The organism is Oenococcus sp. (assembly GCF_047725585.1).
Taxonomy (GTDB): Bacteria; Bacillota; Bacilli; order Lactobacillales; family Lactobacillaceae; genus Oenococcus; species Oenococcus kitaharae_A.
On the sequence record NZ_JBDNNF010000001.1, the window covers coordinates 54,792 to 81,024 of the forward strand.

The 26,233-nt window shown below is 44.8% G+C and carries 27 protein-coding genes; 6 read left to right on the forward strand and 21 right to left on the reverse strand.

The annotated features are described in order from the left end of the window. Window positions 1-19: 19 nt before the first annotated feature. From gntK to ABF487_RS00265, 6 genes are all read right to left on the reverse strand, one after another. Window positions 20-1,576: a gluconokinase gene (gene gntK, locus ABF487_RS00240; protein ID WP_415634164.1), complete on the reverse strand. Its 1,557-nt coding sequence runs from the start codon at window positions 1,574-1,576 to the stop codon at window positions 20-22. 127 nt (window positions 1,577-1,703) lie between these two features. Then, the gene (gene nusG / locus ABF487_RS00245; protein ID WP_007747240.1) at window positions 1,704-2,261 is read right to left on the reverse strand and encodes a transcription termination/antitermination protein NusG; all 558 of its coding nucleotides are present in this window, start codon (window positions 2,259-2,261) and stop codon (window positions 1,704-1,706) included. Window positions 2,262-2,334: 73 nt separating this feature from the next. Further along, window positions 2,335-2,511, reverse strand: a complete 177-nt coding sequence (secE, locus tag ABF487_RS00250; protein WP_007747249.1) for a preprotein translocase subunit SecE — start codon at window positions 2,509-2,511, stop codon at window positions 2,335-2,337. Between the two features lie 44 nt (window positions 2,512-2,555). Then, entirely contained in the window at window positions 2,556-3,119 is a 564-nt protein-coding gene (locus tag ABF487_RS00255) for a sigma factor (RefSeq protein ID WP_007747251.1), read from the reverse strand. 206 nt (window positions 3,120-3,325) lie between these two features. After that, window positions 3,326-4,060, reverse strand: a complete 735-nt coding sequence (gene rlmB, locus ABF487_RS00260; RefSeq protein WP_415624768.1) for a 23S rRNA (guanosine(2251)-2'-O)-methyltransferase RlmB — start codon at window positions 4,058-4,060, stop codon at window positions 3,326-3,328. Continuing rightward, a complete protein-coding gene (locus tag ABF487_RS00265; RefSeq protein WP_263779677.1) occupies window positions 4,053-4,457 on the reverse strand; it encodes a Mini-ribonuclease 3 in 405 nt (134 codons plus the stop codon). Before ABF487_RS00265 ends, rlmB begins: the two co-directional genes overlap by 8 nt. 70 nt (window positions 4,458-4,527) lie before the next feature. Here ABF487_RS00265 and ABF487_RS00270 point away from each other — a divergent pair, with 70 nt between their 5' ends. Genes ABF487_RS00270 through ABF487_RS00280 form a run of 3 tightly spaced genes read left to right on the forward strand, consistent with a single transcriptional unit; the run spans window position 4,528 to window position 6,826 of the window. Then, the gene (locus tag ABF487_RS00270) at window positions 4,528-5,385 is read left to right on the forward strand and encodes a transporter substrate-binding domain-containing protein (RefSeq protein WP_415624767.1); all 858 of its coding nucleotides are present in this window, start codon (window positions 4,528-4,530) and stop codon (window positions 5,383-5,385) included. Window positions 5,386-5,388: 3 nt separating this feature from the next. Further along, window positions 5,389-6,081: an amino acid ABC transporter permease gene (locus tag ABF487_RS00275; protein ID WP_007747258.1), complete on the forward strand. Its 693-nt coding sequence runs from the start codon at window positions 5,389-5,391 to the stop codon at window positions 6,079-6,081. Then, window positions 6,074-6,826, forward strand: coding sequence for an amino acid ABC transporter ATP-binding protein (locus ABF487_RS00280; protein WP_007747260.1), 753 nt, complete (start codon window positions 6,074-6,076; stop codon window positions 6,824-6,826). The genes ABF487_RS00275 and ABF487_RS00280 overlap by 8 nt, the downstream gene beginning before the upstream one ends. Before the next feature lie 40 nt (window positions 6,827-6,866). Here ABF487_RS00280 and ABF487_RS00285 read toward each other — a convergent pair whose 3' ends face one another. From ABF487_RS00285 to ABF487_RS00315, 7 genes are all read right to left on the reverse strand, one after another. Next, complete coding sequence (locus ABF487_RS00285; RefSeq protein ID WP_415634165.1) at window positions 6,867-8,015, reverse strand: low temperature requirement protein A; 1,149 nt, start codon at window positions 8,013-8,015, stop codon at window positions 6,867-6,869. A 77-nt stretch (window positions 8,016-8,092) separates the two neighbouring features. Further along, complete coding sequence (locus ABF487_RS00290; protein WP_415634166.1) at window positions 8,093-9,097, reverse strand: tRNA dihydrouridine synthase; 1,005 nt, start codon at window positions 9,095-9,097, stop codon at window positions 8,093-8,095. Window position 9,098: 1 nt separating this feature from the next. Continuing rightward, a complete protein-coding gene (locus tag ABF487_RS00295; RefSeq protein ID WP_007747266.1) occupies window positions 9,099-10,346 on the reverse strand; it encodes an NlpC/P60 family protein in 1,248 nt (415 codons plus the stop codon). A gap of 58 nt (window positions 10,347-10,404) precedes the next feature. Then, window positions 10,405-11,379 carry a LysM peptidoglycan-binding domain-containing protein gene (locus ABF487_RS00300; protein WP_415634167.1) on the reverse strand — a complete coding sequence of 325 codons (975 nt, stop codon included), beginning with the start codon at window positions 11,377-11,379 and terminating at the stop codon, window positions 10,405-10,407. A gap of 316 nt (window positions 11,380-11,695) precedes the next feature. Next, window positions 11,696-12,601: a S1C family serine protease gene (locus tag ABF487_RS00305; protein ID WP_415634168.1), complete on the reverse strand. Its 906-nt coding sequence runs from the start codon at window positions 12,599-12,601 to the stop codon at window positions 11,696-11,698. Window positions 12,602-12,675: 74 nt separating this feature from the next. Next, window positions 12,676-13,269 (reverse strand): guanylate kinase, encoded by a 594-nt coding sequence (locus ABF487_RS00310; protein ID WP_415624762.1) that lies wholly within the window; start codon window positions 13,267-13,269, stop codon window positions 12,676-12,678. An 88-nt stretch (window positions 13,270-13,357) separates the two neighbouring features. After that, window positions 13,358-14,926 carry an ABC-F family ATP-binding cassette domain-containing protein gene (locus ABF487_RS00315; protein WP_415625799.1) on the reverse strand — a complete coding sequence of 523 codons (1,569 nt, stop codon included), beginning with the start codon at window positions 14,924-14,926 and terminating at the stop codon, window positions 13,358-13,360. 50 nt (window positions 14,927-14,976) lie between these two features. Between ABF487_RS00315 and ABF487_RS00320 the strand changes: the two genes are divergently transcribed. Further along, complete coding sequence (locus tag ABF487_RS00320) at window positions 14,977-15,297, forward strand: lactoylglutathione lyase (RefSeq protein ID WP_415634366.1); 321 nt, start codon at window positions 14,977-14,979, stop codon at window positions 15,295-15,297. Window position 15,298: 1 nt separating this feature from the next. On the opposite strand, the gene pta is transcribed toward ABF487_RS00320, so the two are convergent. Beyond that, window positions 15,299-16,288 carry a phosphate acetyltransferase gene (gene pta / locus ABF487_RS00325; RefSeq protein WP_415624760.1) on the reverse strand — a complete coding sequence of 330 codons (990 nt, stop codon included), beginning with the start codon at window positions 16,286-16,288 and terminating at the stop codon, window positions 15,299-15,301. Between the two features lie 45 nt (window positions 16,289-16,333). Beyond that, a complete protein-coding gene (locus tag ABF487_RS00330) occupies window positions 16,334-17,014 on the reverse strand; it encodes a uracil-DNA glycosylase (protein WP_263779667.1) in 681 nt (226 codons plus the stop codon). Between the two features lie 15 nt (window positions 17,015-17,029). Between ABF487_RS00330 and ABF487_RS00335 the strand changes: the two genes are divergently transcribed. Next, on the forward strand, window positions 17,030-17,569 hold the full coding sequence (locus ABF487_RS00335; protein WP_263779666.1) for an LURP-one-related/scramblase family protein: 540 nt from the start codon (window positions 17,030-17,032) through the stop codon (window positions 17,567-17,569). Here the strand turns inward: ABF487_RS00335 and smpB are convergent, their stop codons facing one another. The 3 genes from smpB to helD form a co-directional block, all read right to left on the reverse strand. Next, complete coding sequence (gene smpB / locus ABF487_RS00340) at window positions 17,570-18,037, reverse strand: SsrA-binding protein SmpB (RefSeq protein WP_415634169.1); 468 nt, start codon at window positions 18,035-18,037, stop codon at window positions 17,570-17,572. It lies immediately after the preceding gene. Then, a complete protein-coding gene (rnr, locus tag ABF487_RS00345; protein ID WP_415634170.1) occupies window positions 18,037-20,214 on the reverse strand; it encodes a ribonuclease R in 2,178 nt (725 codons plus the stop codon). Before rnr ends, smpB begins: the two co-directional genes overlap by 1 nt. 104 nt (window positions 20,215-20,318) lie before the next feature. Beyond that, window positions 20,319-22,607, reverse strand: coding sequence for an RNA polymerase recycling motor HelD (helD, locus tag ABF487_RS00350; protein WP_415634171.1), 2,289 nt, complete (start codon window positions 22,605-22,607; stop codon window positions 20,319-20,321). 89 nt (window positions 22,608-22,696) lie between these two features. On the opposite strand from helD, the gene ABF487_RS00355 reads away from it, so the two are divergent. Continuing rightward, window positions 22,697-23,392, forward strand: a complete 696-nt coding sequence (locus ABF487_RS00355; protein ID WP_415624757.1) for a histidine phosphatase family protein — start codon at window positions 22,697-22,699, stop codon at window positions 23,390-23,392. An 18-nt stretch (window positions 23,393-23,410) separates the two neighbouring features. Here the strand turns inward: ABF487_RS00355 and ABF487_RS00360 are convergent, their stop codons facing one another. From ABF487_RS00360 to rfbD, 3 genes are read right to left on the reverse strand one after another with little or no spacing between them, the layout of a single operon-like run. After that, window positions 23,411-24,250 (reverse strand): class A sortase, encoded by an 840-nt coding sequence (locus ABF487_RS00360; RefSeq protein WP_263779661.1) that lies wholly within the window; start codon window positions 24,248-24,250, stop codon window positions 23,411-23,413. After that, window positions 24,250-25,266 (reverse strand): lipid II:glycine glycyltransferase FemX, encoded by a 1,017-nt coding sequence (locus ABF487_RS00365; protein WP_415634172.1) that lies wholly within the window; start codon window positions 25,264-25,266, stop codon window positions 24,250-24,252. Before ABF487_RS00365 ends, ABF487_RS00360 begins: the two co-directional genes overlap by 1 nt. After that, complete coding sequence (gene rfbD / locus ABF487_RS00370; RefSeq protein WP_263779659.1) at window positions 25,266-26,105, reverse strand: dTDP-4-dehydrorhamnose reductase; 840 nt, start codon at window positions 26,103-26,105, stop codon at window positions 25,266-25,268. The genes ABF487_RS00365 and rfbD overlap by 1 nt, the downstream gene beginning before the upstream one ends. Window positions 26,106-26,233: the final 128 nt, after the last annotated feature.

Here is a 26,233-nt window from a genome sequence, read left to right on the forward strand (position 1 = left end):
TTTATGCTCAAATACTTTTTTATTCTTCAGTCATCTTAATGTGAACATGCTCACGCTGAAAATTAGCGATGTTCTCATATTCAGTCTGCAATTGCCGGCTCAAACGGATAAAGATCGGCGTCAATTCACGATAGACCTGATAATTATCCGGATTCGGCTCATAGGTTTTTGCTTCGCCAACCATGCCGGCGATGTTTTCAATCTTATCAGTCAGGCCTAAAGCTTTCTGACCAATAACCGTGGCAGCCAAAGCGCCGGATTCAAAGGCTTGCGGTACAGTGACAGACTGTTCGAAAATATCTGCCAGCATCTGACGCCACAAAGCTGAACGGGCAAAGCCGCCAGTCGCCTGAACCGATTTCAAATCGCCGACGACTTCTTCCAGCGCCAAAGCTACCATATAAATATTGAAAATAATCCCTTCCAGAACGGCACGCACCATATGTGCACGCGTGTGGTAATGTGTCAGGCCGAAGAAAGAGCCTCTCGCGTTAGCATCCCAAATCGGTGCACGTTCACCACTCAAATAAGGATGAAAGAGCAGACCGTCAGCACCAGCCGGCACTTTAGAAGCAATCTTTGTCAACAAGTCATAAGAGTCAATGCCCAGTAAGGCAGCTGTTGATTTTTCAGCATCAAACAAATTATCTCTTGCCCAGCGAAACACATCTCCGCCATTGTTGACAGGCCCGCCGACAACCCAATGATCACGATCCAAAGCATAAGTGAATGTCCGCCCTTTTGGATCAATTTTCGGTTTATCTGTCACAACACGAATCGCACCGGAAGTCCCAATGGTCACGGCTGCCACACCTGGTTGAATAGCATTAACACCCAAATTAGACAAAGGCCCATCACCGGCACCATATATAAAAGGCATCTGCACCGGAATACCGATCACTTTTGCATATTCAGAAATCATGCCGCGTTCAATTTCGTAGGGTTCAACTGGTTTTGGCAATTGATCGACCGACAAGCCGGTTAATGCCAAGGCCTGCTGATCCCACTGCAGTTTGAAAATGTTAAACAATCCAGTACCTGACGCGATGGAAATATCCATTTTATTCGCGTTGAATAAACGGTGAAAAATATATTCCTTAATGCCTAAATAATGAGCAGCTTTTTTATAAATATCAGGCCGCTCGTTTTTCAGCCATAGCAATTTGCTTAAAGGTGCCATGGGATGAATCGGCGTACCGGTCTTGCTGTAAATTTCCTGCCCAGTACCATCTTTTTTCAGCTGTTCGGCATATTTAACCGCTCGGCCATCGGCCCAAGTAATCACACGCGTCAAGGGCTGCCAATCTTTATCAAAAGCAATTAAAGAATGCATCGCAGAGCTAAAGGAAACGCCCAACACTTGATCACCTTGTTTTAATTCGGCCTTGCGCACAACATCGGTCAAAGAATCAATCAAAGCTTCGAAAATCTCGACTGGATCTTCTTCAGCCATATCAGGCTCGTCTCTGTAAAGGGGATACCCATTATTAGCAGAGGCGATCACATGCCCTTTGAGATCAAAAAGGACTGATTTTGTACTAGTTGTTCCAAGGTCCACACCAATCATGTAGTCCATATCTATCCTCCAATGTAAGAAGCTGCCCGAATTATGCTCAATAAAAAAAGCCGAAAAATGAGTTGCGAAACCATTTCTCAGCTTGGAAATCTATTTCAGGCAAACGGTTACCTGATAAATTATACACTCAATAAATCTTATCAATATCGTTGAAAGGAACTTCAGTTTCAGTTTCTCGGCCAAACATGTCAACCAATACTTTGACCTCTTGTTTTTCGCGGTCAATCGCTGTTACTTTGCCTTCCATACCATTCATGGCACCACCAACAATTGAAACCGTCTCGCCGACTTCAACATTCAGATCATCAACTTTGCGTTCGATCAGGCCCATGCGGTGCATGATCCGGTCAATCTCATCTTTCGTTACAGGGTTTGGCTTTGATCCTTGTCCATGAGAACCCAAGAATCCAGTCACACCAGGCGTGTTACGGACAACATACCAAGATTGGTCTGTCATCACCATTTCAACCAGCACATAACCAGGGAAATCGTTTTCGACAACCTTTTTCAATTCACCATTAGGCCCAGTCTTAATCGTTTCGTTTTCCGGCACAATGACCTGAAAAATGAAATCAGTCATGCCCATTGATTCACGACGCTGCTCTAAGTTTAGTTTGACACGATTTTCGTAACCAGAATAGGTATGAACCACGTACCAATCCTTTTGTAATTCTTGTTCAACCATTATTGCCTCTTTTTAATCAAAATAAAAAACCTCGGTCGCCCTTGGTCTCTTTAATAACAATTTTAACTGATTTTTATCGATTCATCAACAAGCGAACGCCAAGTCCGACTAAATAATCAACAATTCCAAGAAAGCCGGCAAAAAAAATCGCACTGAAGATCACATAGCTTGTGTCCCGACTGGTCTCACTGCCATTCAGCCAAGTCACTTTTTTCATTTCTGCAATTGTACCTTTAATATAGCGAATCATAGTTAAGTTCATTCTAACAGATTTTTTCCATCTGCTTATGTCCATTATTCGCCTAAACCATAAAAATGTGCGTAAATATCTCTGGTCACACGCTTTTTCCGATAATCCAGCGAGTGTGCTTTGACCTGCTTTTGAACAATTTGCGCCTGTTTTAAATCACCAAACAGTTCTTTAATGGCAAGCGATTCTTTGTCGCCAGCCCGAAAATCAGTTTGACTGATCGCATCCTCAAAATCCATTTTTGTCTGCGCCTGATTCCAACCGTGATCTACCGGATCATATCCGTTAAAGGCCAGTTCTTCTAAGGACACATTCTGGCGACGGTTCTGTTCCTTTTTAGAATAACTTTTACGCAGCAGATCCATAGCTTTATGCTGCAGTGCAGCGTAATAATAGGTGGTAAATTTGCAGTTCCCATTTGTATGGTAACGACGCACTGCGTGCATGAGAACCGTCAAACACTCACTTTCCCAATCATCCAGCTCCAAAACATTGCTTAAATAATGATAATAAATTTTTCTGACTAATCCCTTAGTGACCAAAATAATGTGTTCATAACCCGTCTCATCCCCTTGACTAATTTTATTCAGTGCCTTTTCTATCCGCATCAACTTAACCTCTTCCAAAATTTAAAGTCAGCTTAGCTTACACGATCGATTAGGATAAGCGAATATATGTTCGTATTTTCAGGAATTATCGTGAATAATGTTTTACTAATAATTAAAGGGCACTCGGGGGCGGTGGCTTTTTTCAACAGAAAAAACCGCTCAGCTGAGAACAAAGTATTAAAATAATAAAATTTTAATAGATTACATTAAGACCCAATGCGGCGGCTATTAAAGCCTTGATAGATTAATAATGCGGCAGCAACGCCGGCATTCAGCGACTGCACGTGCCCGACCATTGGAATCGTCAGCATTTGATCAACTTTCTTTTTAGTCTGCGGCGAAATGCCGCGTCCTTCATTGCCGATGACCAATGCGACTGGTCCTTTAGCATTCCATTGGGTATAGTCCTGACCTTTCATATCCGTGCCGAAAATCCAAAAGCCCGCATCTTTTAAACTGTCAATAGCATTATTGATGTTGGCCACGCGGGCAACTGGGACGTGCTCAATTGCTCCGGTTGAGATTTTAGCAACTGTTTGCGTCAATTGGACGGCACGTCTTTTCGGAATAATGATCCCATCAATGCCTGCTGCATCAGCCGTTCGTAAAATCGAACCTAAATTCTGCGGATCTTCGATCTCATCTAAAATAACCAAAAAAGGGTCGTGATCAGTTTTTTTGGCTAGAATTTCTGGCAATGACACGTAACTGTAGGCTTCTATTTCAACTGCCACACCTTGGTGGTTGCCATGATCGGTCAATTCGTCCAAACGTCGGTTATCAACTTTAACAATCGGCTGATGACCAATAACAGCCTTCTTTTCAATCTCCAAAACACGATTTTTTGCCAGAGAATCGCTTAAATAAATACGGCTGACGCTTTTATTGTTATCCAGCGCCTCGATGGCGGCATGAATCCCGTATACAACTTCTTTAGCCACGTGTCTGCCCGCTTTCTACTTTCTCTATCATCCAATTAATGATCTGATCCAAACGCTTTTGATCATTTTTTAAATACAAGTAACCCAAAACAGCTTCAACACCCGTCGAAATCTGATAGGTAGCAAAATCAGTATTTTTGGCCTTCGTATGCGGATGCGAATTGCGCCCGCGTTTATAAATCTCGGTCTCTTCTTCAGTTAAAATGTGTTCTTCTTCTAATAAAAAGTAAAGCTTGGCATGTGCTTTGGCAGCAACAAATTCCTTGGATCGTTTTTGAAGATCGTTCACTTTTGTTAATCCCGTGGAAAGTAAATAAGTTCTAATTTTCAGTTCATCAACGGCATCGCCGATAAAAGCCAGCGAAAGTCCATTGAAACCCTTGACATCTGCAATCATGGTCTTTATTATAGTGTGCAATTCACTTATTTTAGTGTGAAGATTTAATTATTTAGGAGAAAGTTTTAAAATGAAAAAATTAGTAAGCAAGTTTTTTAGCGGTTTAGTGTCGGCGATTGCAGTTACTGGTATTTTTGCGACAGCTGGAAGTCAAGTTCAAGCGGCGGGAAATAAACAGGATGTGCTGTATTCGAAGATCAAAACCCGAGGAAAATTGATTGTTGGTACGTCTGCTGATTTCCCGCCGTATGAATTTTTAGCACAAAAGAATGGCAAGCAGACGCCAGCAGGTGCCGATATGAGTTTGGCTAAAAGGTTGGCTAAGGGTCTGGGCGTCAAACTAGAAATCAAAAATATGTCTTTTGATTCTCTACTCGTGGCTCAAAAATCCGGCAGAGTTGATGTCTTAATTGCCGGCATGGGTTCAACGCCGGAAAGAAAAAAACAAGTAGATTTTTCAATTCCATATTACACAGCGAAAGAGACTCTTGTCATCAACAAATCTGAAGCCAAGAAAATTAAGTCTTATAAAAACTTAGCTGGTAAAAGAGTTGGCGTTCAAACCTCAGCACGTCAGGAAAGTCTGATCAAAAGCTCATTGGCGAAAAATAAACTCTCAGCTGCTCATTTCGTGCAGATGCAGTCCAACAACGATTTAATTTTGGCTTTGCAGACTAATAAAATTGACGCCGTTGCTTTATCAGGCGGTGTCGGCCAGGCTTATGCACACAGTGTATCGGGTTTGAAGTACGTTTACGCAAGCTATCCTAAAGGTGTGCAGAACGAAGAAGGCATGCAGGTTGTGATCCCAAAGCATCAGCAAACACTGGTTGCGCATATTAACAAAATTATCAAAAAAGTTAACAAGCAAAAAGTATTTCCAAAATGGATCGCACAAGCTGGCAAGCAATTAGGTAAGGCAAAGTAAGTGATGAATTTTTTATCCAACACGCTGGCTTGGCGCTTTAGAGACGAGATTTTATCCGGTTTAGAAGTGACGCTGGTTATTTCTATCGCGTCAGTTATTATCGGCTCGATTTTAGGTTTGATCATTGCACTCATGCATATGTCGCATCATAAGACAATCCGGGCAGTTGCCGGTACTTATGTCGAAATTCTTAGAGGCACGCCGATGATTGTACAGTTGGAATTCGTGTACTTTTCGCTGCCTTTGATCTTGGGTGCCATTCTATCGGTCACAGGTATCCATATTCAGCCAAATATTGCCACAATTCCGGCCGGCATTATTGCCGTTTCGATTAATTCATCAGCTTATGTTTCAGAAGCTATTCGCGGTGGATTTAATTCGGTTAATATCGGTCAGACCGAGGCAGCAAGATCATTAGGCCTTTCGCAGAGAACAACAATGCGTTTTGTTGTCATTCCGCAGGCTTTGAAAAATATTTGGCCGGCACTGGGAAATGAATTCGTCGCCCTGATCAAAGAGTCGTCAATTGTCCTGATTATCGGTGCGCCTGATATCATGTACCAAATAAATAACATGCGAGCAACTACTTTTAACGGCGTAACACCTTTAATTATTGCAGCTGCTATTTATTTCATACTCACTTTCAGCCTATCTAGAATCATGAAACATTTTGAAAGGAAGATGAAACATGACTGAAGATACGATTATCGAATTAAAGGGGCTAACCAAGAAATTCGGCAAATCACTTGTTTTGGATCATATTAATGCGAAAATCAACCGTTCTGAAGTAGTGACTTTGATCGGCCCTTCCGGAACCGGAAAATCAACTTTAATCCGTGACCTGAACATGCTGGATACGCCGACTTCGGGATCTGTGTTGTTTGAAGGTCAGGATCTAACAACTTTAAAGGATAAAGAATTGGACGCTGTCCGCCGTAAAATGGGGATGGTGTTTCAATCATTCAACCTCTTTCCACACTTAAATGTTGAACGCAATATTACCTTAGCACCAGTTAAATTAGGTTTGATCCCGGCTTCTCAAGCGCGGGCAAAAGCTCAGGAATTATTGGAAAAAGTCGGTCTGACAGAAAAAATCGATGCCTTCCCCAGTTCCTTATCAGGCGGGCAGGCACAGCGTGTCGCCATTGCAAGAGCACTTGCGATGAACCCGGATGTGATGCTCTTTGATGAACCAACCTCAGCGCTGGATCCAGAAATGGTCGGCGAAGTATTGAAAGTCATGCAGGATTTAGCAGCTGAAGGTATGACAATGGTTGTTGTCACGCATGAAATGGGATTTGCCAAAAAAGTTGCTGATCGCGTCTGGTTTTTAGATCAGGGTAAGATTGCCGAAGACGCTAAGCCCGATGAATTTTTCTCTCACCCGCAAAATCCGCGGGCACAGGAATTTCTCAGCAAACTGCTCGAAGTTAATAATTAAATAAAAACCCGCTCACAGGTTATGAGCGGGTTTTTATGTACTAATTTTCAGCTTTGACCGGTTGGATATAACGATAATGCAAAATGACAAGCAGCATAATCAGGTCTAGGCACAGAATCATCCAACTTTTATGCAGAAAAGCCACAGTCAGCATAGCAGCAAACTCAAACATGAAAAATAAGGGTTTATTTGTACCCCTTGCCTGTTTATCGTGCGAAGTGATCCTCTGAATCAACCACATCACAAAAAGGCTTGCAAACAGCAAAAATGACAGCCAGAGCCTTTGTGCAAGCTGATCTTTCTCCAAGACAAAAATGAGAAAAACACCAAAAAGCATTACCGCATAGATATCCAGCAAAAAAAGCCAGCGTACAGCCATAACCTGAATCGAGGAGGCCATCTGTACATGCAATTCACCAATCACCTGGTAATAGACAGCTGTCACCAAAGCGACGAGAACAATGCTCATAATAAACTCTGTTAGGCCAAGCATTGTCACCGGATGACCAATAGCTTCATAAAGGCCAACAATCACTTCGCCTAAAGCGATCATCGTCATCAGGCCGTACCGCTCAATCAGCGAATCCTTCAAAACAAAAGGCATATGCGTGTTTTCATATTCTCGTCTCAAACGCGGATTTGCGAAAAAAACAACCAGATAATTGATCAGCAGCGTGGCTAAAATGATCACAAACTTACCAGCTGTTGGTGCAAATAGGCCAATAAGCAGCAAAAGCAGAGCAAAGCTGTAGACTGTCGCCCAGGCACGCGATGCCGGCCCATGTGTCGGATCAAAATGGCCGATAATGTACCAAACCGCAATCAGCAGCAATTCCATCGGCACAAAAGCAATTAAGATATTTGTATAATTGCCAGCAATCGCATCAGGAATAAACAAGGCAGCAATACCTGCCAAAATCAGTTGAACATTAATAATCAAAACATTCAGGATGCTGTCATTGCCGTGGTTATCAAAATAGCCCGAGGTCTCATGCCAGCTCCAAAAGAACCAGAAAAACAAGACACTAGCATTGAAAAAACGCGGCCATGAAAAATCTGCCACTAATCCGCTGGTCAGCCTTTCCAAAACAACCGAAAAAATTAAATCGTAGAATAGTTCCAACCAGCTGATTTTACGGTGCCTGATTTGTTCGGTAATATTCCTTGGTCTTCCAAAAAAGTTCAGCATCTTGATCTGCCTCAATTATTTAAGATTATAAAACATCCGCCAAAGGGCTCAGCCATTTTTGTTCTATATCACAACATTCAGCTGAGGCTGCAGGCTCGTTCACGCAGTTCGGTGATAATCGCACGGGCCTCATCAGAACTATGTGTGTTGACCAAGCGGTCCCGATACTTTGCGGCCTCAGCCAGCCCACGAACATAAATTTTGAAGAAACGTCGCAAGGCTTCAAAACGTTTCGGCCCAACCTCAGCAACATATTGGTCATATAAATCTAACTGAAATTCAAAAAGATCCAAGAGCTCCCCTAGGGAATGTTGCTGGGGTGTCTTTTCAAAACAGTAAGGATTTTCAAAAATACCGCGGCCAATCATAATTCCATCCAACCCAGGATGCTGCTCAGCCAATTCGATGCCTTGCCGCCGTGTCTTGATATCGCCGTTTATCTGCAGCATTGTCTGCGGTGCAATTTTGTCTCGCATCTTGACGATCTGATCAATCAGCTCAAAATGTGCCGGGACCTTGCTCATTTCCTTTCGCGTACGTAAATGAACAGTTAGGACTCTAACATCCTGCCGTAAAAGCCAAGGCAGCCAATCATTCATTTCGTCCACACGAGAAAATCCTAATCGCGTCTTCACAGAAACCGGCAGCCCTGCCATTTTGCTAGCAGCGATCACATCGGCAGCCGTCTGCATATGACGGATTAAATCCGAACCACCGCCGTTTTTAACGACGGTTGAATCGGGACAACCCATATTCAAATCAATTGCCTTAAAACCTTGATTTTTGACCGTTTCAGCAGCCCTTGCAAATGCTTCAGGCTGGTCGCCCCATAGTTGGACAACCGGCCGCTGCTGTTCATTAGGTGAAACATGCAGCCGGCCCATCACAGAAAATTTGGCTTTCGGGTGTGTAATACTTAACGCATTTGTGAATTCCGTATTAAAAACGTCCGGCGCGGCCGCCTTTGCGACCACTTGACGAAAAACGCTATCTGTGACAGCCTCCATTGGTGCCAGACTAAAAAAAGGCTCACCAGATTTCTTTGCATTTGTCTGAATGTGATCCCAAAAATCTGCTGTCATATTAGTAAATACCCTCAAATGCGACAGGCGATCCTGTGACTGCTTGTATCTGAACCCGACTATTCGGGCCTTTTAAACCGATCGATTGGCCACCGCCAATGTACATAGCCACGCTGAACTCAGCGCCCTTTCTCCCCCAAAAAAGCAGGTCTCCAGGCAAAGATTGGGCGTAATTCTTTTCTCGCCTTCCGGCTTGGCGCAGACTAGCAGCCTGGACATACACTTTGTCTCCAATGTCGCTAAGACCAGAAATCAAGCGCAAATATGCAACAAAACCCGGTATATCCAATCCTTTTTGATCATTTCCGCCCCAGACAAAAGGAATATTCAGCAAAGATACAGCATTGGCTAGTGTCCTTTTTACTGAGATAATTTCTCGAGTTTGATATTTTTTTGGAATTGCAGTTGGTGACTTGCGTACGGGCTGATACACATCAGGCCCGAAAACAGTATCCTCGCGTCTAATCCGCTGCAGATTTTTAAAAATATCGGCCTTATGCTTTAATTCGGCAATTTCGGCATCGGAAACATGAGGGAACAAACCGCTGATTTTGCTTTGGACATCAAAAGCGTTTACCTTGTCCAATTGTGCGGCGCCTGAACTCTCCCAATTATCAAAATCAGGTGTCAAATTTACGGCTAGGAAACTGGGTGATCGTTCAGCCTCGATCCTTCGAACGACCAATTCCTGATTATTTAGTTCGTCAATAAAGGGCTGAACCTGTTTAAAGACGGCTGATGGCTGACCTGCCAAGCCAGTCTGGAAATCACGAAATTTTAATAGATCGCTTGTTCTGGCAAAATAATAATTCAGTTCTTCAAAACCGCTCACCTCATCATCAAGCCAACGCCCGTGTTTGACGAGATCCAAAATCGATTGGTTGCGAAAAATTTGGAAAGTATAACTCAAATTCTCGCCACGCTGACCATCAGGATTTTCGAAGGGAATAATGCCAATGTTGACTGCAAAAAGAGCCTCATTGTCCGAATATTGATCGCGACTGTAGGCCCACTGGTCAACCGGAAGCATGTGATTGATAAAAATATCCGTCAAACCATCCAAGGCAGATTGGACAGAGGAAAAATTCTTTTCAGCAGCGGCTATCTGAGCAATTAAGTCGTCCGAAATAAAACGGCCTTTAAACTGAAAAGTCCTAAAGTCAGTAAAATACTGACTAACCTCGCCAATGGAAGTATTCGGCGAGAAAATCCAATGATTTTTGATTGTCAAAAAATTGCGATATTGCATATCTCTAATTTACCGTAAAAAAAAAGGCCGGAGCCTAAAATTTTTTTGAAACAGGAACTTACTTGGCATGAATGTATTGGTAACTAGATGCGGAAGCAACAGTTCTTGTACTAATCGCGTTGCCACCGGCATTGCCTTCTTTAATACGGATTGAATCACCATAAACAGCTGTCACAACAGCCACATGGCCATAAGCAGCGCTGGCACCAGCTTGGCCGCCTTGGAAGACAACAACCGAACCGATTGCAGGAGAGTGATCAACACGGAAACCTTGCGCAGCAGCTGATGATGCCCACTGATTAGCATTGCCAAGCATATTTGGTACCCAGCTAAGCATGTTCTTCACGTACCAAGTGCACTGGCCATAATAATATGTATTAGTAGTCGATGCAGCAGTTGAATAACTAGGAGTCACTGCTTTTTTGACAGCAACAGGTGCAGCTGGCGCTGCGGTTGCTTTGGCTGCTGGTGCAGCAGCACTAGCGGGAGCAGCTGGCGCTTGACTTGCGGGTGCCTGACTTACAGGTGCCTGACTTGCCGCCGGTGCGGCTGGGGCCTTAGCTGCTGGTGCGGCGCTGACAGGTGCGGCAGTCAAAGACAATTTTTGGCCGCTAGTGATAAACGTGGATCCATTGTTGTTTGCAATCAGAGTAGAGACAGAGACGTTATAACGGGTGGCGATACCATAAAGCGTGTCGCCCGCAGCAACAGTAACTGTACCATCAGCATTCTTGGGTGAAACACTTGTTGCGGCAGTTGAAGTTGCGGCAGAAGCTGCGGCTGCCGGAGCGGCAGGCGTCGCACTGTCAGGAATATTCAGAGTTTTGCCGGTCAAGATCAGATTAGGATTTTCCAAGCCGTTTGCTTTGATGATGTCGGCCGTGGTCGTCTTATACTCTTGAGCCAGTTTCCAAACGCTGTCTCCTTGCTTGACTGTGACTGTATCAGCGTTAGCCGAAACGGCACCAACCGCTAAAGCAGCCGCTGCCCCAGTTGAGACCAAAAGTACATTTTTAACAGTTTTCGTAGTCATCTATTCTCTCCAACGTGCAAAGTTTCTTTTTTCTAAAAATCTATAAGGATTTCTAAAGCACGTCCTTTAGAATAGGTGGCTTTCTTGACATTAGAATTAATACTTTTTTAAGGTTGCTTTACATTGTTACAAACATATTACATGACCTGCTGTGAATGCCTTAGGCAAGGCTTTTCCACTTGTCAAGTTTTTCACTATAAAAAGATGGCCCACGCTGAATTCCGTAAAAAAGGTCGCCTTAACAGAAAAAATCAACTGATTTCTGTTCACAAAGGCAGCCCATAGCTTAAAACAAAATTTAGATTTTGTTCGCCTCTTAATTGTTCCCCGCAGCCTTCACAATTTCACGAATAGTCGAAACAACTGTATTGGACGGGATGGAAAAACTCATTCCTTCGACGCTGTTGCTGCCATCACTGCTTGAAGAAATTTTCATGGAGTTAATACCAATGACACCACCAGCCATATTAATCAAAGGGCCGCCGGAATTTCCGGGATTAAGTGCAACATCCGTTTGGATGGCCGTCAAACGAACCGGATCGTCATTAATCTGCCGATCATTGGCTGAAACGATTCCCGAAGTTAATGAGTTCGCGTAATCCGACCCTAAAGGAGAGCCTAGCGCTAGAACCTGCTGGCCAGGTACAACACTGCTGGAATCGGCAAATTTGCCCGTTTGCGTCACATTTGCTGACGAAATGCGCAGCACAGCAATATCATGACTGACATTCCGTCCGACTAGGCTGGCCTTGATTCTGCGCCCATTACGGAACAATAATTCAATTTCATCAGCACCGGCCACGACATGATTATTTGTCACAACATAAGCATCACTGCCATCCTTTTCATAAACCAGGCCAGTACCTTCAGCTGCCAGTTGTGGCTGGTCGCTGGAAGAATCAGAGGAACTGCTGGATCCGCCAAAACCGCCAAACCACTGGGAAAAATAATCATTAGCCTGAGCCGAGGGACGCTGATAGTTTTCAACTGTTACTACAGCATTTCTGACTCGTTGATAAGCTTGAGTGGCAGTCGAGCTGTGATTATTGCTTAAATTCACAGTTCTTGTGATGCCGGCTTGTTTTGCAGAATTTGTTTGAGTCCTGTCAGATGCCGGCAGCAGATAAAATTGATAGAACAGCGTCAATACAATGACAGCGCCCACGATGGCGCTCAATAAGCCGATCGCAAAAATACGTAAACCGTGAAAATCTTTTTTCATGCTCTCATCATTATCCACAAAAATAAAATTAAAGTTAAATTTGTGAAAAATCAGTATAAAAAAAGCCGTAGTGTTTAAACGACTTGGTCTGTCATAAAACGGTTAATAACCTGATCAACTGTTTTTTGAGTCAGCTGCCAATCATCGTTGACAATCATCGTTGCGTCTTGTGCGAGTTCGTCAGGAATGTGCATATCTCGTTCGAAGTCTGAGGAGCTGGTTCTTTCAAGCACGTGTTTGGGGTCATCCCCGCGCGCAATTAAGCGTTTTTGCAGGCCAGTCACATCACTGACCGTGACAAACCAGATCACTGCCTGTTCTTTAATCGTCTGTCTATATGTGATGGCTCCGATCGTGTCAACCACGAGACTGATAATACCCGGATGATTGGATTGCCTAGATTTACGCCACGCACGTTCCAAGCCTTCGTATGACGAGCCATAACGATGGCCGGAATAACTGATTTCCTCGATAAAATGATTATCGTTCCAAGTCTGCGCTGTCTCAAAATAATAATCAACACCATCAATTTCGCCTTCTCTTGGTTCGCGGGTCGTGTGGGTAATCACACGCGGCACCCCGTATTTAACCCACAAATATCGAGCCACTGAAGTCTTGCCGGCTCCAGAGGCTCCTGTAATTACGATCACGCGATTTTCGTTTGCCATATTGATTAAAATATTACCAGCTAAAAGCAGATTTTCAATGTGAACAGACAATTTTTTCTACAAACGGTTTTCAAAAAACAGGCAGCTGTTATTCCTCAGTACCCTGTTCCATCTTCGACATAGACGCGATGTCTAGAACTTTATCAATCCAGCCATCGTAAAAACTCTTCTCATGTGTTACAAGAATCAGACTGCCATCGTAACGCTGAATGGCTTTTTTTAAAGCAATTTTAGTCGTCTCATCCAAATGGTTGGTCGGCTCATCTAAAATCAGGAAATTAGACGGTGTCAATTCCATCAAGGCTAATTTGACTTTCGTCTGCTCACCACCGGACAAAAGGCGCATCTGTTTAGTCGCATTGTCAGCATTAATACCGGCCGCTCCCAAACGCTGGCGCAATTGACGCTGTGCTTCTAAGGGATAGGCGGCCTGCATGATCTGCAAAGGCGTCTTTTTATCGTCATCCCAGATTAAATCCTGATCAAAATAATTCGTCTTGGCTGAAGGCGAAAACTTAGACTTACCTGAAATCGGCGGCAGAATTCCTAATAAGGTCTTAATCAAGGTCGATTTTCCGGCGCCGTTGAATCCTGTGAAGACAACTTTATCACCCGCCGACATACTAAAGGTCACAGGATTTAAGACGGGTTTGCTTGGATCATAGCCGACAACCAGCCTCTCGGCTTTTAAAGCATCCGTAGATTGAGAATCGACATAAGGGAAAGTGAATGTTGCTTTGGGATTGGTCTGGGGTGCTGAAATAATATCCATATGCGCCAGCATTTTTTCACGTGATTTGGCCCGGCCCGTCGTTGAAGCACGCGCTTTGTTCTTTTGGATAAAGGTCTTGGTCTTTTTAATCACTTCCTGCTGTTTGTTATAAGCACGCAGCTGCTGTTCGGCTTTTTCAGTCTTTTGCCGCATCGCCTGGTCAAAATTACCGCGATATTTGGTCAGTGTATTAAAAGAGACATCCAAAATGACGTTAGCAACATTGTTCAAAAAATCAAAGTCATGGCTGATAATCAAAGCCGCGCCTTCGTAATTTTGAATATAGCCTTCCAGCCATTTGATGTGCGACACATCCAAATAGTTGGTCGGCTCATCTAAAATAATCACATCGTTAGATTCCAGAAGCAGTTTTGCCAGAATGATTTTGGCACGCTGTCCGCCGGACATTTCGGAAATAATATGATCACGACCGATCGCATCCAGCCCAAGGCCTGTAATGACCTGCTCGACATTATTGTCGATCGAGTAAAAGTCAGCTGCATCCAATTCATTTTGAAAGCGTGTTGCCCGTTCCAGCAGATGGTCGTCGACCGTTTCAGCGTATTTGCTGTACAAATCCGTCATTTTCTTTTCTTTGGCATATAAATCGTTATAGGCCGTATGCAAAAAATCGATCAGAGACATGCCTGAAGGAATATCTGCGTACTGATCCAAATACCCGATCTGAATGTTGTTCTTCCACTCGATCCGGCCGGCAATTGGTAAAACTGCGCCCGTCAGAATGCGGATTAGCGTCGATTTACCGGCCCCATTCTGTCCGACAATCCCGACATGTTCCCCTTTTTCCAGCGTGAATTCCGCATCTGTATATAATTTTTTATCCGCGTAGGCCATCGTTAGGCCGCTTACATCTAATAAAGCCATCAGAGATAGTCTATCATGCTAGAATAATTGCTGATATGAAAGCTCGAAAAATGCGTCCAAAAACAATCCCGGCAGCCGATGTTAAACGTGCTTATCGTTTTTATCGCGATGTTTTTGGTTTTTTACGCGACCCTAAAGACCAGACCACTTTAATTGTCGATGGCCAAGCGATCAATTTCGTCCAAAGCGATCAGCGCATCGAAAGCGAGATTATTGTTCGAGATCATTTGACACAAATCCGTGAACATTTAGCTAATAACTTTCTGGCAGAGATTGGTCAGGCAGAAGAGCGTTTTAACCAAAAAATTGCCCTGAGAATTCACGATTCCGAGGGCAATATAATCGTGATTGAAGGCAATCAGGACAAGTAAATTATTTAGCTAGGGCCTGGGCGGCTGTGATAATCGCCACTTTATAGACATCTTCTTCATTAGCACCACGCGACAAGTCAGATACCGGCGAGGCCATCCCCTGCAGGATGGGTCCGATCGCTTCAAAACCGCCCAAACGTTGAGCCACTTTATAAGCAATATTGCCTGATTCCAGACTCGGAAAAATAAAGACATTGGCATGCCCGGCAACTTTGGAACCTGGCGCTTTTGACTGGGCGACAGAAGGTACAAAAGCTGCATCAAACTGCAATTCACCGTCGATACTGTCAGCCAGATCTGGTGCTTTTTCCTGCGCCAATTTAGTTGCCTGAATAACTTTATCAACCAAAGGATGTGTGGCAGACCCTTTTGTTGAAAAGCTCAGCATGGCTACTTTTGGCTCAATACCAAATACTTTGGCCGTGTGTGCGGACTGAATGGCAATCTCGGCCAAAGCTTCGGCATCAGGGTCGATATTAATGGCCGAATCAGCAAATACATAACGTTCGTCCCCTTTTTGCATCACAAAAGCACCGGAAATCCGTGAAACGCCGGCAGCAGTCTTGATAATCTGCAGCGCCGGGCGAACCGTATCGCTAGTCGGGTGAGCAGCTCCGGACACCATCGCATCGGCTTTACCGCTATAGACAAGCATCGTTCCGAAATAATTGGCATCTTTGAGCCAGACAGCAGCCGTCTTAGCATCTGTCTTGCCGTGACGGCGTTCTACCAACTGATCCACCAGATCATCAAATTGGTTTTCTTCAACCTCATTTTGGTCAATCACAGTCAGGCCGGCTAAATTGAAATGATATTCGGCCGCAGTCTTCTCGATGGCTTTCCTAGATCCCAAGAGAATCGGTACCAGCAGGCCGTCTTTTTCCAAGCGCACGGCTGCGCCCTGGATTCTAGGATCCTCGCCCTCAGGAAAGACAACCCGAATGTGGCGGCCCCTAATCTTATCTGCTAGTTCCGTAAATAGTTCTGTCATATTGCCTCCAGCCTTATTATCATAGAAAACGCTTCCATATGCACGTTATTTCAACCAATTAATTGCATTTCTGCCGTGTGCCTGCAGCCAGTCATTTGTCTGGCTAAAGGGCCTGCTGCCAAAAAAGCCGCGATTAGCCGACAAACCAGACGGATGTGCCGACTGCAGAATCAAATCTTTTTCAGCGTCGATTAACGAGGCTTTTCTCCGTGCGAAATTGCCCCAGAGGATGAAGACTTTCGGCTGCGGCTCGGCACTGGCCAGCTGAATCACTGAATCTGTAAATTTCTCCCAAATCAGCCCGGCATGCGAATTAGCTTGGTGTTCTTTAACTGTTAGCACTGAATTCAAAAGCAGCACGCCTTGTTTGGCCCAAGGGATTAAATCGTGCGATTGCCTTGCCTGTCCCAGATCAGTCTGAATTTCTTTATGAATATTCTGCAAACTGCTAGGTGCCGGAAAATCGTCAGGAACGCTGAAACTCAGCCCTTGTGCTTGGCCCAGCTCGTGATAAGGATCCTGGCCGACGATAATCACCTTCGTATCAGCTAAGCTTGTATCAAGCATAGCAGAAAAAATCTTGTCAGCCGGCGGGAAAACACGGTCCGGCCCTTCATAACAGTCAGCTAAAAAGTTATTGATCTGTTTAAAATACGCTTCACCCAAGACTGGCAGCAGGTGTTTGTACCAATCGGTCTTTTTTAAATTTATTAAATAATCATTCACGGTTAAAATTATAGTATGAGTCGATATTTTTTAACCCAACAGCATGATACGCGTCAAAAAGAAAATCGCGCCTACAACGAAGATTTGACAATCGCTTTTAATATTTCCGGTAAAATCGGCAGCAAAAACGATGTCCTGTATGTTTATGACACACACGGCGTTGAACAGGCCCGTATCCGCCAGGTTTCATATGGTATTCTGCCACGTTTTCAACTGCTCTATCACGATAAATATGTGGCCTCGATCGGCTTCAATTTTGCAGGGTTAGGAGATATTATTTTCATTCGCTACTTAAATTGGGTCGTCACAGGCGAAATTACTTCCGGCAAATACCGCATTCGCCATGGCCGGGTCAAACTGTTAGAAGTTAATCCTGTCTCATTTCCAGACGGCCTGTACTATCAATTGGACGTGACCAAAGACGCCCAAGCACCAGTCCATGTGGCGATTGCGGCCTTATTAGACCGATGGGGTGTTAAAAAAAATCGCAGCCTCCTGCAGCTGCCGACTCGCGCAACGAAATACAAATACAAAATGGCCACGAGAATCAATTAATCAATGATAATTTTTTAGATTTTTGCCCAATTCGCGCTGCATGTCACGCTCTTTGATTGTCTGCCGTTTATCGTAATTCTTTTTACCAGTACCAATAGCAATCAGTATTTTAGCAAAACCTTTTACGAGATAAACGCGCAAAGGGACAATCGTCTTGCCGCCTTGCATAACAGCCTCGTCTAAAGCAGCAATTTCGCGTTTGTGCAGCAATAGTTTGCGCCGCCGGAGCGGATCACTATTGAACTGGTTGCCCTGCTTATAAGGCGAAATATTGGCGTTATTCAAATAGGCCTGACCGTTGCGAATTGTAACGTAAGCATCCCCAATCGTGATTTGGCCCAAGCGGACAGATTTAATTTCCGTACCAGTCAATTGAATACCGGCTTCATAAGTCTCGCCAATCAGATAGTTAAAAGAGGCTCGGCGATTATTGGCCAAGGCTTGGTCTTTTTTCTGTTTTTTAGCCATTAATGCCGACCTCCGCGGAGACGATATTTACCTGTCGACTTGTAGGCTCCTTTTTGTGGACGCTTCTTTTGCCCTCCTTGGCTATTTTGAGAATTATTGCCTGGCCGATGATTATTATCATGATGAAAAGACCGGCGTTCAGGCTCGGCTGCCAGACGAATCTTGGTGATTGGTGCTGCTTGCGGGTTGACCAGTTTGAAATCAATTTTGCGCGTCTCTTTATTGGCATTGACAACCTGTACTTTGACTGCTAGGCCAATTGTAAAAATCCGATGGCGCGTGCGGCCAATCAAAGCCTGTCGCGTCTCGTCATACTGATAGACATCATCGTCCATCGTGCTGATATGGACAAGGCCTTCAATCGTATTAGGCAAACTGATAAACAAGCCGAATTTCAAAGCCGAATTGACAACACCGTCGTATGTCTCGCCAATATGGTCCTCCATATATTCAGCGAATTTCATGTCGTTGGTGGCTCTTTCGGCATCAACTGCGCGGCGTTCTCTTTCAGAGGTATCAACACCGATTTGAGGCAGCTTGTCGCGGACGGCTTCAGTAGCCTTTGGTCCAGTGCCGAATTTGGCATAATGTTTGATCAAACGATGAACGACCAAATCCGGATAACGCCGGATTGGCGAAGTGAAATGCGTATAATATTTGGCCGCAATGCCAAAATGGCCAATTGGCTGAGGAGAATAATGGGCTTGTTTGGTCGCCCGCAACATCATGGTCTGAATCATCATCTCTTCAGGCAAGCCGGCAACAGCTTCTAAGGCGGCCTGGAAATCTTTTGGCTTTAAATTCTTCGGATCAGCCTTAATCGGATGGCCGATTGCACGCATGAATTCAAAGAAATTGGTGACTTTATCGCCTTCAGGCACTTCATGGACACGATACAAAAAAGGTACATGCAGATGATCAAAATGCTGAGCCACGGTCTCGTTAGCAGCCAGCATAAAGGATTCAATCATACGCTCGCCAATCCCGCGATCGCGTACAACGACATCAGTCGGATGACCTTTTTTATCAACGATGATCTCAGCCTCATTGGTCTCAAATTCAATGGCACCGCGAGCTGTCCGCATTTTAGCTAAAATTTTATGCAGCCGGCCCATTTGTTCGATCATTTCAGCCAGATCAGCATATTTGGCCCGTTCGGCGCTATCACCGGCTAAAATTTTATTGATCGAATCATAGGTCATACGTGCATGTGAGCGAATGATACTGGGCTGGATTTTATGTGAAACAATTCTTCCCTGCAAATCAATTTCCATCTCGCAAGACATGGCCAAACGATCCTCATTCGGATTCAATGACGCAATGCCGTTAGAAATTTCTGTCGGCAGCATCGGAATAACGCGGTCAGTCAAATAGACTGAGGTACCGCGTTTGTAAGCCTCCTGATCCAAAGGCGTCCCTTCAGGCACGTAATTAGACACATCAGCGATATGAACACCTAAATGGTAATTGCCGTTGGGCAGCTTCCAGACAACAACCGCATCATCAATATCTTTCGTGTCGGCACCATCAATCGTGATCAGCGGCTGGTCGCGAAAATCAGGCCGGCCATCAGCTAAAGCCTGTTGTAAATCAATTGATTGCGGAATCGCTTTGGCTTGTGCTGCGGCTTCATCCGGGTAAACACTGGGGATTTTCAAGCTATAAACGATCTCAAGGATGTCAACACCAGGCGCATCGGAACGACCGATCACTTTGGTAACAGATCCGATCAAAACGGTCGGATTGCTGCTGGTCGGAAACACACTGGTCGTTGCTGTCACGGAATCGCGATCGCTTGGCGTCAGGCCTTTATTGTCGACAAGATACTTAAATTCCTGCATTTTGTCATCGCTAAAGGTAATTGTCCCGATAAACTGGCTAGGATCCATTGGGTGCGGCAGATCGTCACGATTGACGCCCGAACGAAAAACACCCACCACCTGTTGATTGGCGTGACTGAGAATTTTTTCAACTTTGCCTTCTGGACCGCGGCCATCACGACCAGCATGAACGATTGAAGCCAGCACTTCATCGTTTTGCATGGCCAGATTCGTGTTGGCTCGGCCGATAAACAGGTCTTCTTGACCCTCATCAGTCTTAACGAAGCCAAATCCCTTGGCGTTAGCAACGAAAGTGCCGTTTATGAATTTTTCTGAAGCGAATTGGGTAGTAGGCATACTTTTCATTATATCGGTTATATGAGCAATAAAAAAACGCCATGATCCGAAGATCATGGCGGGTAGGTAGATAGATACTACCTCAGCTGGTCGCATTTATTATATCAGATTTTTTCATAAAGATGCTCATCAACCTGATTAAACAAGCGGCTAAATTCTTGGTCTGAAAGAATCGTGAGACGGTGCATCGCACGGCTGGCAACTGTATACAACAATTCACGGTCATTTTCGCCACTATAATTACGATTATCAACCTGCCATAAAATGACGGCATCAAATTCCAGACCCTTGGCCAGATAGCCCGGTATGACAATCGTACCCGGCACCAGACGCTGGTTTTCCAATGTGATCAGCGTTGAGGCGGCGCCAGCTTGCAAGAGATCTTCATGGACTTCTTTAGCCTGAACAGCAGTTTTTGTGATAATCGCCGTTGTTAATTCATCAGCCAAATTATCCTTTAGTATCTTGACTAAATTAGCCGCGGCATTGCCCTTGATAAACTGCGGTTTTTGTCCCTCACGGGCAAAAGCCTCGATATTTTCTGAATCAGTCAGCAAAGCACTCGTAAAATCAGTGATCTGTTCGGTCGAACGATAAGTCTTTGTTAATTTGATCGTTCTCGACTTGTCCGGGTCAAACAGCTGATACATGGCGGATTCCAGGCTGCTAGCATTTGTCCGTGTGAAGATGGCTTGGTTCAAATCACCCAAAAGCGTGAACTTGGCCTGCGGGAAAGAAAACTTCAAAAATGCCAGCTGGAAGGCCGTGTAATCCTGAACTTCATCAACGAAAAGGAAACGAATCGACCGGTCACCGTGATGGCCGTTGACCAAATCAAACAAATACAGATAAATAGCCGTATCGTTTAAATTCAGCTTGCCGTCTGCTAAATCAGCAGCCGAACGATCACAGGCACGAGACCACTCGTCAGGCTGAATGCCGAATTGATCCAAAGACAGCAAAGTTGGGACGGCTTTGAGAAAACCGAGGAACAACTTGTTAGGATTCATGAAAATACCACGGCGGATGCGTCGGAAAACAGGTTTTAACGCTTCGCGGACGATTTTTTTAGCCAGTTCGTTGCGCTCTTTTTTTTCGGATTCGAATTCTCGTTTGTCCGGATCACCCAGTATCAGCTCAAGATCACTAGCTGCTAGATTTTCAATCGCGATATCCACCCAGCGTTTTTTCATCTCTGAGGAAATCCGGCCCATCGTCTTGCGCAGCAGTGCTTGTTTGGTCGCCTCCAAACGTTGACTGAGCGAATAATTGCCATTGAAGGAATAATAAATTTCAGCAATTTCTTCAGATGAGAAAAAGATTTCTCCTTGAAACATGAGATTTCGAAAGCTCATGCCTGAACGGCCGATATGTTGGGAATACTGGCGAACTGCCTTAAAGAAAGGCAAACTGCCCTTAAAATCAGTCATTTTCACAGACTCAGGATCGTTTTCGCTTTCAAAACGCTCAGCTAGAGTCTGCACTTCGATTTTCGGCAGGCGGTAATTAGCATATTGATAAAAGGTCATTTGAATCATGTTGTTTTCACCCAGATCCGGCAGCACCTCATTCACATAGTCATTAAAAATCTGGTTTGGTGAAAACAAGACGACTTGTCCGGACGTGATCTTGCCGCGGTAGCGATAAAGCAGGTAAGCGATTCGCTGCAAAACAGCCGCCGTTTTTCCCGAACCAGCAGCACCCTGAACAAATAGTAGATCGGAATCTGTGTCTCGAATGATCCGGTTCTGTTCGCGCTGAATCGTCGTCACAATCGACTTCATTTTCGTCGAGGAATCCGAAGATAGTGCCTCTAAAAGCAATTTATCGCCGACCGCTTCTTCAGTGTCGAATAAAGTCAAAATCACGCCATCAGCGATTTCAAACTGGCGTTTTAACTTGACGTCGGCCGTCTGCGTCCCATCAGGTGCCTGGTAATCAATCTTCCCTAAAGCGCCGTCATAATAAATAGAAGAAATCGGGGCTCGCCAATCATAAACGTAAAAATGCCCGCTTTCATCAGCAAACGACGCAAGGCCAATGTAAATTGTCTCTTTTTGAGCTGCCTGATCACCCTGATCAATAAAATCAATCCGCGCAAAATAAGGCCGGCCCTGCAGCTTTTTTAATGTCGCCATCTGAACTTCAGCCTGGGATTGATCGCGTTCGCGCTGTGCCAAAATCTGCTGCTGGGCATGGACGGATGCGCCGGTCTCAACCACCGCATTGAAGTCGGAAAACTTCACGCGAATGTCCTGCCAGCCCTTTTCAGCTTCTTTTAAATTGTCTTTAGCTCTGCTGATCCGTGTACCGGTCTCGACGATTTTCTTGTCAAGTTCCTTTAGCACCAGATCCAGATGCTGTTGTTCATTGTCTCTTATCGTATCTGTCATAAAGTCGTCATAATATTATACGCCAAAAACACTGATTAAGCAGGCAGAATTGCCGGCGGTGGATTTACGCGGCGTGCTAGAATGAAATTATGACAGAACAAGGTATTAACGTATTTTTTGTCCGCCACGGACAGACCTATTTTAATTTGATGGGCCGCTTTCAAGGCTGGTCGGATATTGATCTAACTGAAAAAGGTATTGCAGATGGCAAAGCAGCCGGAATTAGGCTGGCCGGCGTACATTTTAAGGCTGCATTTTCTTCCGACCTGCCCCGTGCCTACAATACAGCCCGCTTTGTTCTAAACGCCAATCAAGCTGATTCTCCGGCTTTGCCAACAGCTGAAAAGGACTTTAGAGAAATCTTTTTCGGCAGCGCTGAAGGCTTGACCATTCAGCAAATTGTCGCTGAATATGATCACGGTTTTGACAAGACTATGCAGGCAGAAGCCGTCGGTTACGGCGACACGATTGAAAAATTCGGTTTTGATGGTTTGATGGATCTCTTTAAAAAGAATGATCCGCTGCATCTTGCCGAAGATTCAGCTGAATTCAATCAGCGTTTAACACATGGCTTGAATATGATCCGAGAGACTTTCAAAGCTGGCGATAATGTGCTTGTTGTGACGCACGGCAGCCTTATGCGTGCCTTAGCGAACAAATTTCAATCAGCCGAACTCGCCTCTCACAAACTCGATAATGGTGCGATTTCTAAATTGATTTTTGAGCCAAAAAAAGACGGCCGTGTGACGATAGCCGCTTGGAACGATACGGAAAAGATCTGGTAACAGGCCTTTTTTATTGCGTTATTTTTTGAATCCGCCCATTGCGCCGTTTGCACCCTCTTCTTGCCCAGGATTAAACCAATTGACGTGTGCATTAGTCTGATTAAGACGCATATCAAATATGCGAAGCAGCGCTTTAGGTGCGGTCATCAAGGGGTATTTTTCGCTCAAGACCGCTCGTGTGATAATCCGGTAATTGATATTGGGAAACAGGCAGGAAATAATCGTCAGTGTCGGCTGTTTGCCAACGGTATTAGCCGGATCCATGACTGATACTTGGTCTTTGTAAACAGTATTTTGGACAACGACGCGATAAACGTATAAATTTTCTTTATCGGCTGCATACACTTTAGTGCCGTCCAAGGCATGCACATCATGTGTACCACCGCTGGTTAAATAAGGCGCATTCTGATTTTCAGTCAGCTGCAAAGGCGAAAATCCCGTCACATGGTTGTTAAAATTATGCGCAGCCAGCGAGTAATTGCTTGGTTGGCCTAGCTGCTGGCCCTTGACTGAAGCTGCGCCTAAATTCAGTGTCTGGCTGCTGTATGGATTGACGTAAATCGGCAGCAGAATATGCTGGCTGGGAATGGCGACATAGCCGATTTTTGTCTCATTTTCATTAGCGTGAGGATTCCATTGAATCATTTTAAGAATCTCGGCAGCATAGGAACGGTCAGGCCGTTTGGCAACTTTTCCCTTGGGTTCATAGACTTTTAAAGGCTGAATGCGCGCATATAATTCTTGAAAATGCTGGTAGCCCAAATATCCTAAAGCAGACAAAAAAATAATCAGCAAAAGCGCCGGCAGCAGCCAGCGGCGAAAACGGTGTTTACTTGTCCCAGTCTGCTTTGTTGCCATCACTTAAAGGTCTGCAGATACTGTTCGTAAGCCGGCTGGTCTAAGACTTTGTCGACTTCGCCGATATATTCCCGTGGTGCATCTTCGTAGGTAAAGCCATGTTTGAAACGGAAAAGACCGTCGGATGGGTCGAACTGACCGACACCGCCAAAATCATATTCGGCTTTGCCTAGTGATAAGCCCCATTTAGTCATCTCCCACTGTACAAGATAAGGCGCATAATGTTTGGAAAATTCCCGATCCGAGCCAGCATACATATACCAGATCTCATCCCCGTGAGCAAAACCGATTCCTGACGCGATTACCTGGCCTTGAAAATGAGCAACAAAGATCTTCAACAGGCCGGTCTGGGCAAACAAATCTACCATGCGGTAAAAATAGCTTTCCGGGCGATAGGTAATCTGCTGATAACCGGCCATTTTTTTATAAGTATCGTAAAAAGCGTCGACAAAATCCCGATTACATCCAGAAGTGACCGTCACGCCGTCTTTGATAGCCCGACGAATCTGGTTGCGGTAGTCACGTTTGAAATGTTTCATCAAATCGTCCGTGTTTGCCATGCCTTTATAGCTCATCACCATATTTTTGCGTGGCTGAATATTGCCATGCATCGTCATGACCTGGCGATTGCGTGTCTGAAAACCGGCCGCAAGATAACGCCGATTCAAATCATCATCATAAGCGACTTCCGGATCCATGCGCAGCAAAAAAGTATTCTTGGGCAAAGCAGCAACAGCTTCATCGACCAGGCTGGCAATTAATTCAACATCCTGAAAATCGGCGATCGGCCCGCGCGGTGAATAGGCTAAAAGCCGTCCTGGCACGGCTTCAATTGTCAAAACAGCCATGGCCGCAATCACCTCGCCCTGATCATTTTCACGATACACAAAAAGATGCCCCCAATTGGCTTTCAAGCCTGCCCAGAGAGTATCCTGTGTTGCCTGCCCGCGCCAGTTCGTGCGGACAAAGCGATTATATTTCTCAACTGCTTGTTTATCTGTTAAATCTAATATCATTACTTATCTATCATACCCGACATTTTCAAAGCTTCCTGCCAAGTCGGGATTTTAAATCCGGTTGCTTTAGCTTTATCTAAATCCAGAATCGAATGACGCGGTCGATAGGCTTTTTGCGGGAATTGTTCCGATGTCACAGGTTCAATGGCGACCGAACTGTTCTTCAAAATTTCTTGGGCAAACCGGTACCAGCTGGCAGTACCGTCGTTTGAAAAGTTATAAATACCCGGTTCTTGATCGCTATCGACTAAATGCTGCATAAATTCAGCCAGCGATTTGGTCCAAGTAGGCCGGCCGATCTGGTCATTAACAACCGTCAGCTTCGGGTGTGTCTCAGCTAATTTTTGCATCGTATAGACAAAATTATGGCCGTATTCGCCATAAACCCAGCTGGTGCGGACCACATAGGCCTTGGCATGCGAAGCAAGGACGGCTTTTTCACCAGCGAGTTTGGCTTTGCCATATTCGTTTTGAGGATCAACTGAGTCCGTCTCCAAGTAGGCTGTCTCTTTTGTGCCATCGAAAACATAATCCGTGGATACATAGACCAGTGTTGCACCAAAAGCCGCGGCAGCCTGAGCTAAATTCGTCGTACCGTCGACGTTAACAGCCCAATTTCGTGCTTTGCCTTCATCTTCAGCGGCATCGACTTTTGTATAAGCCGCAGCATCAAAAATCACGTCAGGTGCCTGAGCCTGAACAGCTTCAAACACAGCTTGCCGATTCGTAATATCCAGCATTTTAGAATCGTAAGCAGAAAATTCTAAGTTCTGCGCTTCTAGTAGTTCGTGCAGCTCGCGGCCCAATTGGCCGTTTGCACCAGTAATTAAATATCTCATAATCCCATCATAGTAAAAAAAGCCGTCATTGCGGTTTTTTCCAGCAAAAACTCACGATTGATCAATCGATAAACAGAACTCAAAAGTTGAAAAGATCGTTTTAGACCGCTTGTCAGAGCTAACTGCGG

Coding starts and splice junctions, on each gene's coding strand:
- ABF487_RS00295 (WP_007747266.1), bottom strand. CDS start 10,346: ATGCAATATCGCAATTTTTTGACAATCAAAAATCATTGGATTTTCTCG.
- secE (WP_007747249.1), bottom strand. CDS start 2,511: ATGATTCGCTATATTAAAGGTACAATTGCAGAAATGAAAAAAGTGACT.
- ABF487_RS00310 (WP_415624762.1), bottom strand. CDS start 13,269: ATGGCAAACGAAAATCGCGTGATCGTAATTACAGGAGCCTCTGGAGCC.
- ABF487_RS00365 (WP_415634172.1), bottom strand. CDS start 25,266: ATGATATTAGATTTAACAGATAAACAAGCAGTTGAGAAATATAATCGC.
- ABF487_RS00275 (WP_007747258.1), top strand. CDS start 5,389: ATGAATTTTTTATCCAACACGCTGGCTTGGCGCTTTAGAGACGAGATT.
- ABF487_RS00255 (WP_007747251.1), bottom strand. CDS start 3,119: ATGCGGATAGAAAAGGCACTGAATAAAATTAGTCAAGGGGATGAGACG.
- ABF487_RS00270 (WP_415624767.1), top strand. CDS start 4,528: ATGAAAAAATTAGTAAGCAAGTTTTTTAGCGGTTTAGTGTCGGCGATT.
- rfbD (WP_263779659.1), bottom strand. CDS start 26,105: ATGAGATATTTAATTACTGGTGCAAACGGCCAATTGGGCCGCGAGCTG.
- helD (WP_415634171.1), bottom strand. CDS start 22,607: ATGACAGATACGATAAGAGACAATGAACAACAGCATCTGGATCTGGTG.
- ABF487_RS00305 (WP_415634168.1), bottom strand. CDS start 12,601: ATGAAAAAAGATTTTCACGGTTTACGTATTTTTGCGATCGGCTTATTG.
- ABF487_RS00265 (WP_263779677.1), bottom strand. CDS start 4,457: ATGATTGCAGATGTCAAGGGTTTCAATGGACTTTCGCTGGCTTTTATC.
- gntK (WP_415634164.1), bottom strand. CDS start 1,576: ATGGACTACATGATTGGTGTGGACCTTGGAACAACTAGTACAAAATCA.
- ABF487_RS00280 (WP_007747260.1), top strand. CDS start 6,074: ATGACTGAAGATACGATTATCGAATTAAAGGGGCTAACCAAGAAATTC.
- ABF487_RS00335 (WP_263779666.1), top strand. CDS start 17,030: ATGAGTCGATATTTTTTAACCCAACAGCATGATACGCGTCAAAAAGAA.
- ABF487_RS00290 (WP_415634166.1), bottom strand. CDS start 9,097: ATGACAGCAGATTTTTGGGATCACATTCAGACAAATGCAAAGAAATCT.
- smpB (WP_415634169.1), bottom strand. CDS start 18,037: ATGGCTAAAAAACAGAAAAAAGACCAAGCCTTGGCCAATAATCGCCGA.
- ABF487_RS00285 (WP_415634165.1), bottom strand. CDS start 8,015: ATGCTGAACTTTTTTGGAAGACCAAGGAATATTACCGAACAAATCAGG.
- pta (WP_415624760.1), bottom strand. CDS start 16,288: ATGACAGAACTATTTACGGAACTAGCAGATAAGATTAGGGGCCGCCAC.
- ABF487_RS00315 (WP_415625799.1), bottom strand. CDS start 14,926: ATGGCTTTATTAGATGTAAGCGGCCTAACGATGGCCTACGCGGATAAA.
- nusG (WP_007747240.1), bottom strand. CDS start 2,261: ATGGTTGAACAAGAATTACAAAAGGATTGGTACGTGGTTCATACCTAT.
- ABF487_RS00320 (WP_415634366.1), top strand. CDS start 14,977: ATGCGTCCAAAAACAATCCCGGCAGCCGATGTTAAACGTGCTTATCGT.
- rnr (WP_415634170.1), bottom strand. CDS start 20,214: ATGCCTACTACCCAATTCGCTTCAGAAAAATTCATAAACGGCACTTTC.
- ABF487_RS00300 (WP_415634167.1), bottom strand. CDS start 11,379: ATGACTACGAAAACTGTTAAAAATGTACTTTTGGTCTCAACTGGGGCA.
- ABF487_RS00355 (WP_415624757.1), top strand. CDS start 22,697: ATGACAGAACAAGGTATTAACGTATTTTTTGTCCGCCACGGACAGACC.
- ABF487_RS00360 (WP_263779661.1), bottom strand. CDS start 24,250: ATGGCAACAAAGCAGACTGGGACAAGTAAACACCGTTTTCGCCGCTGG.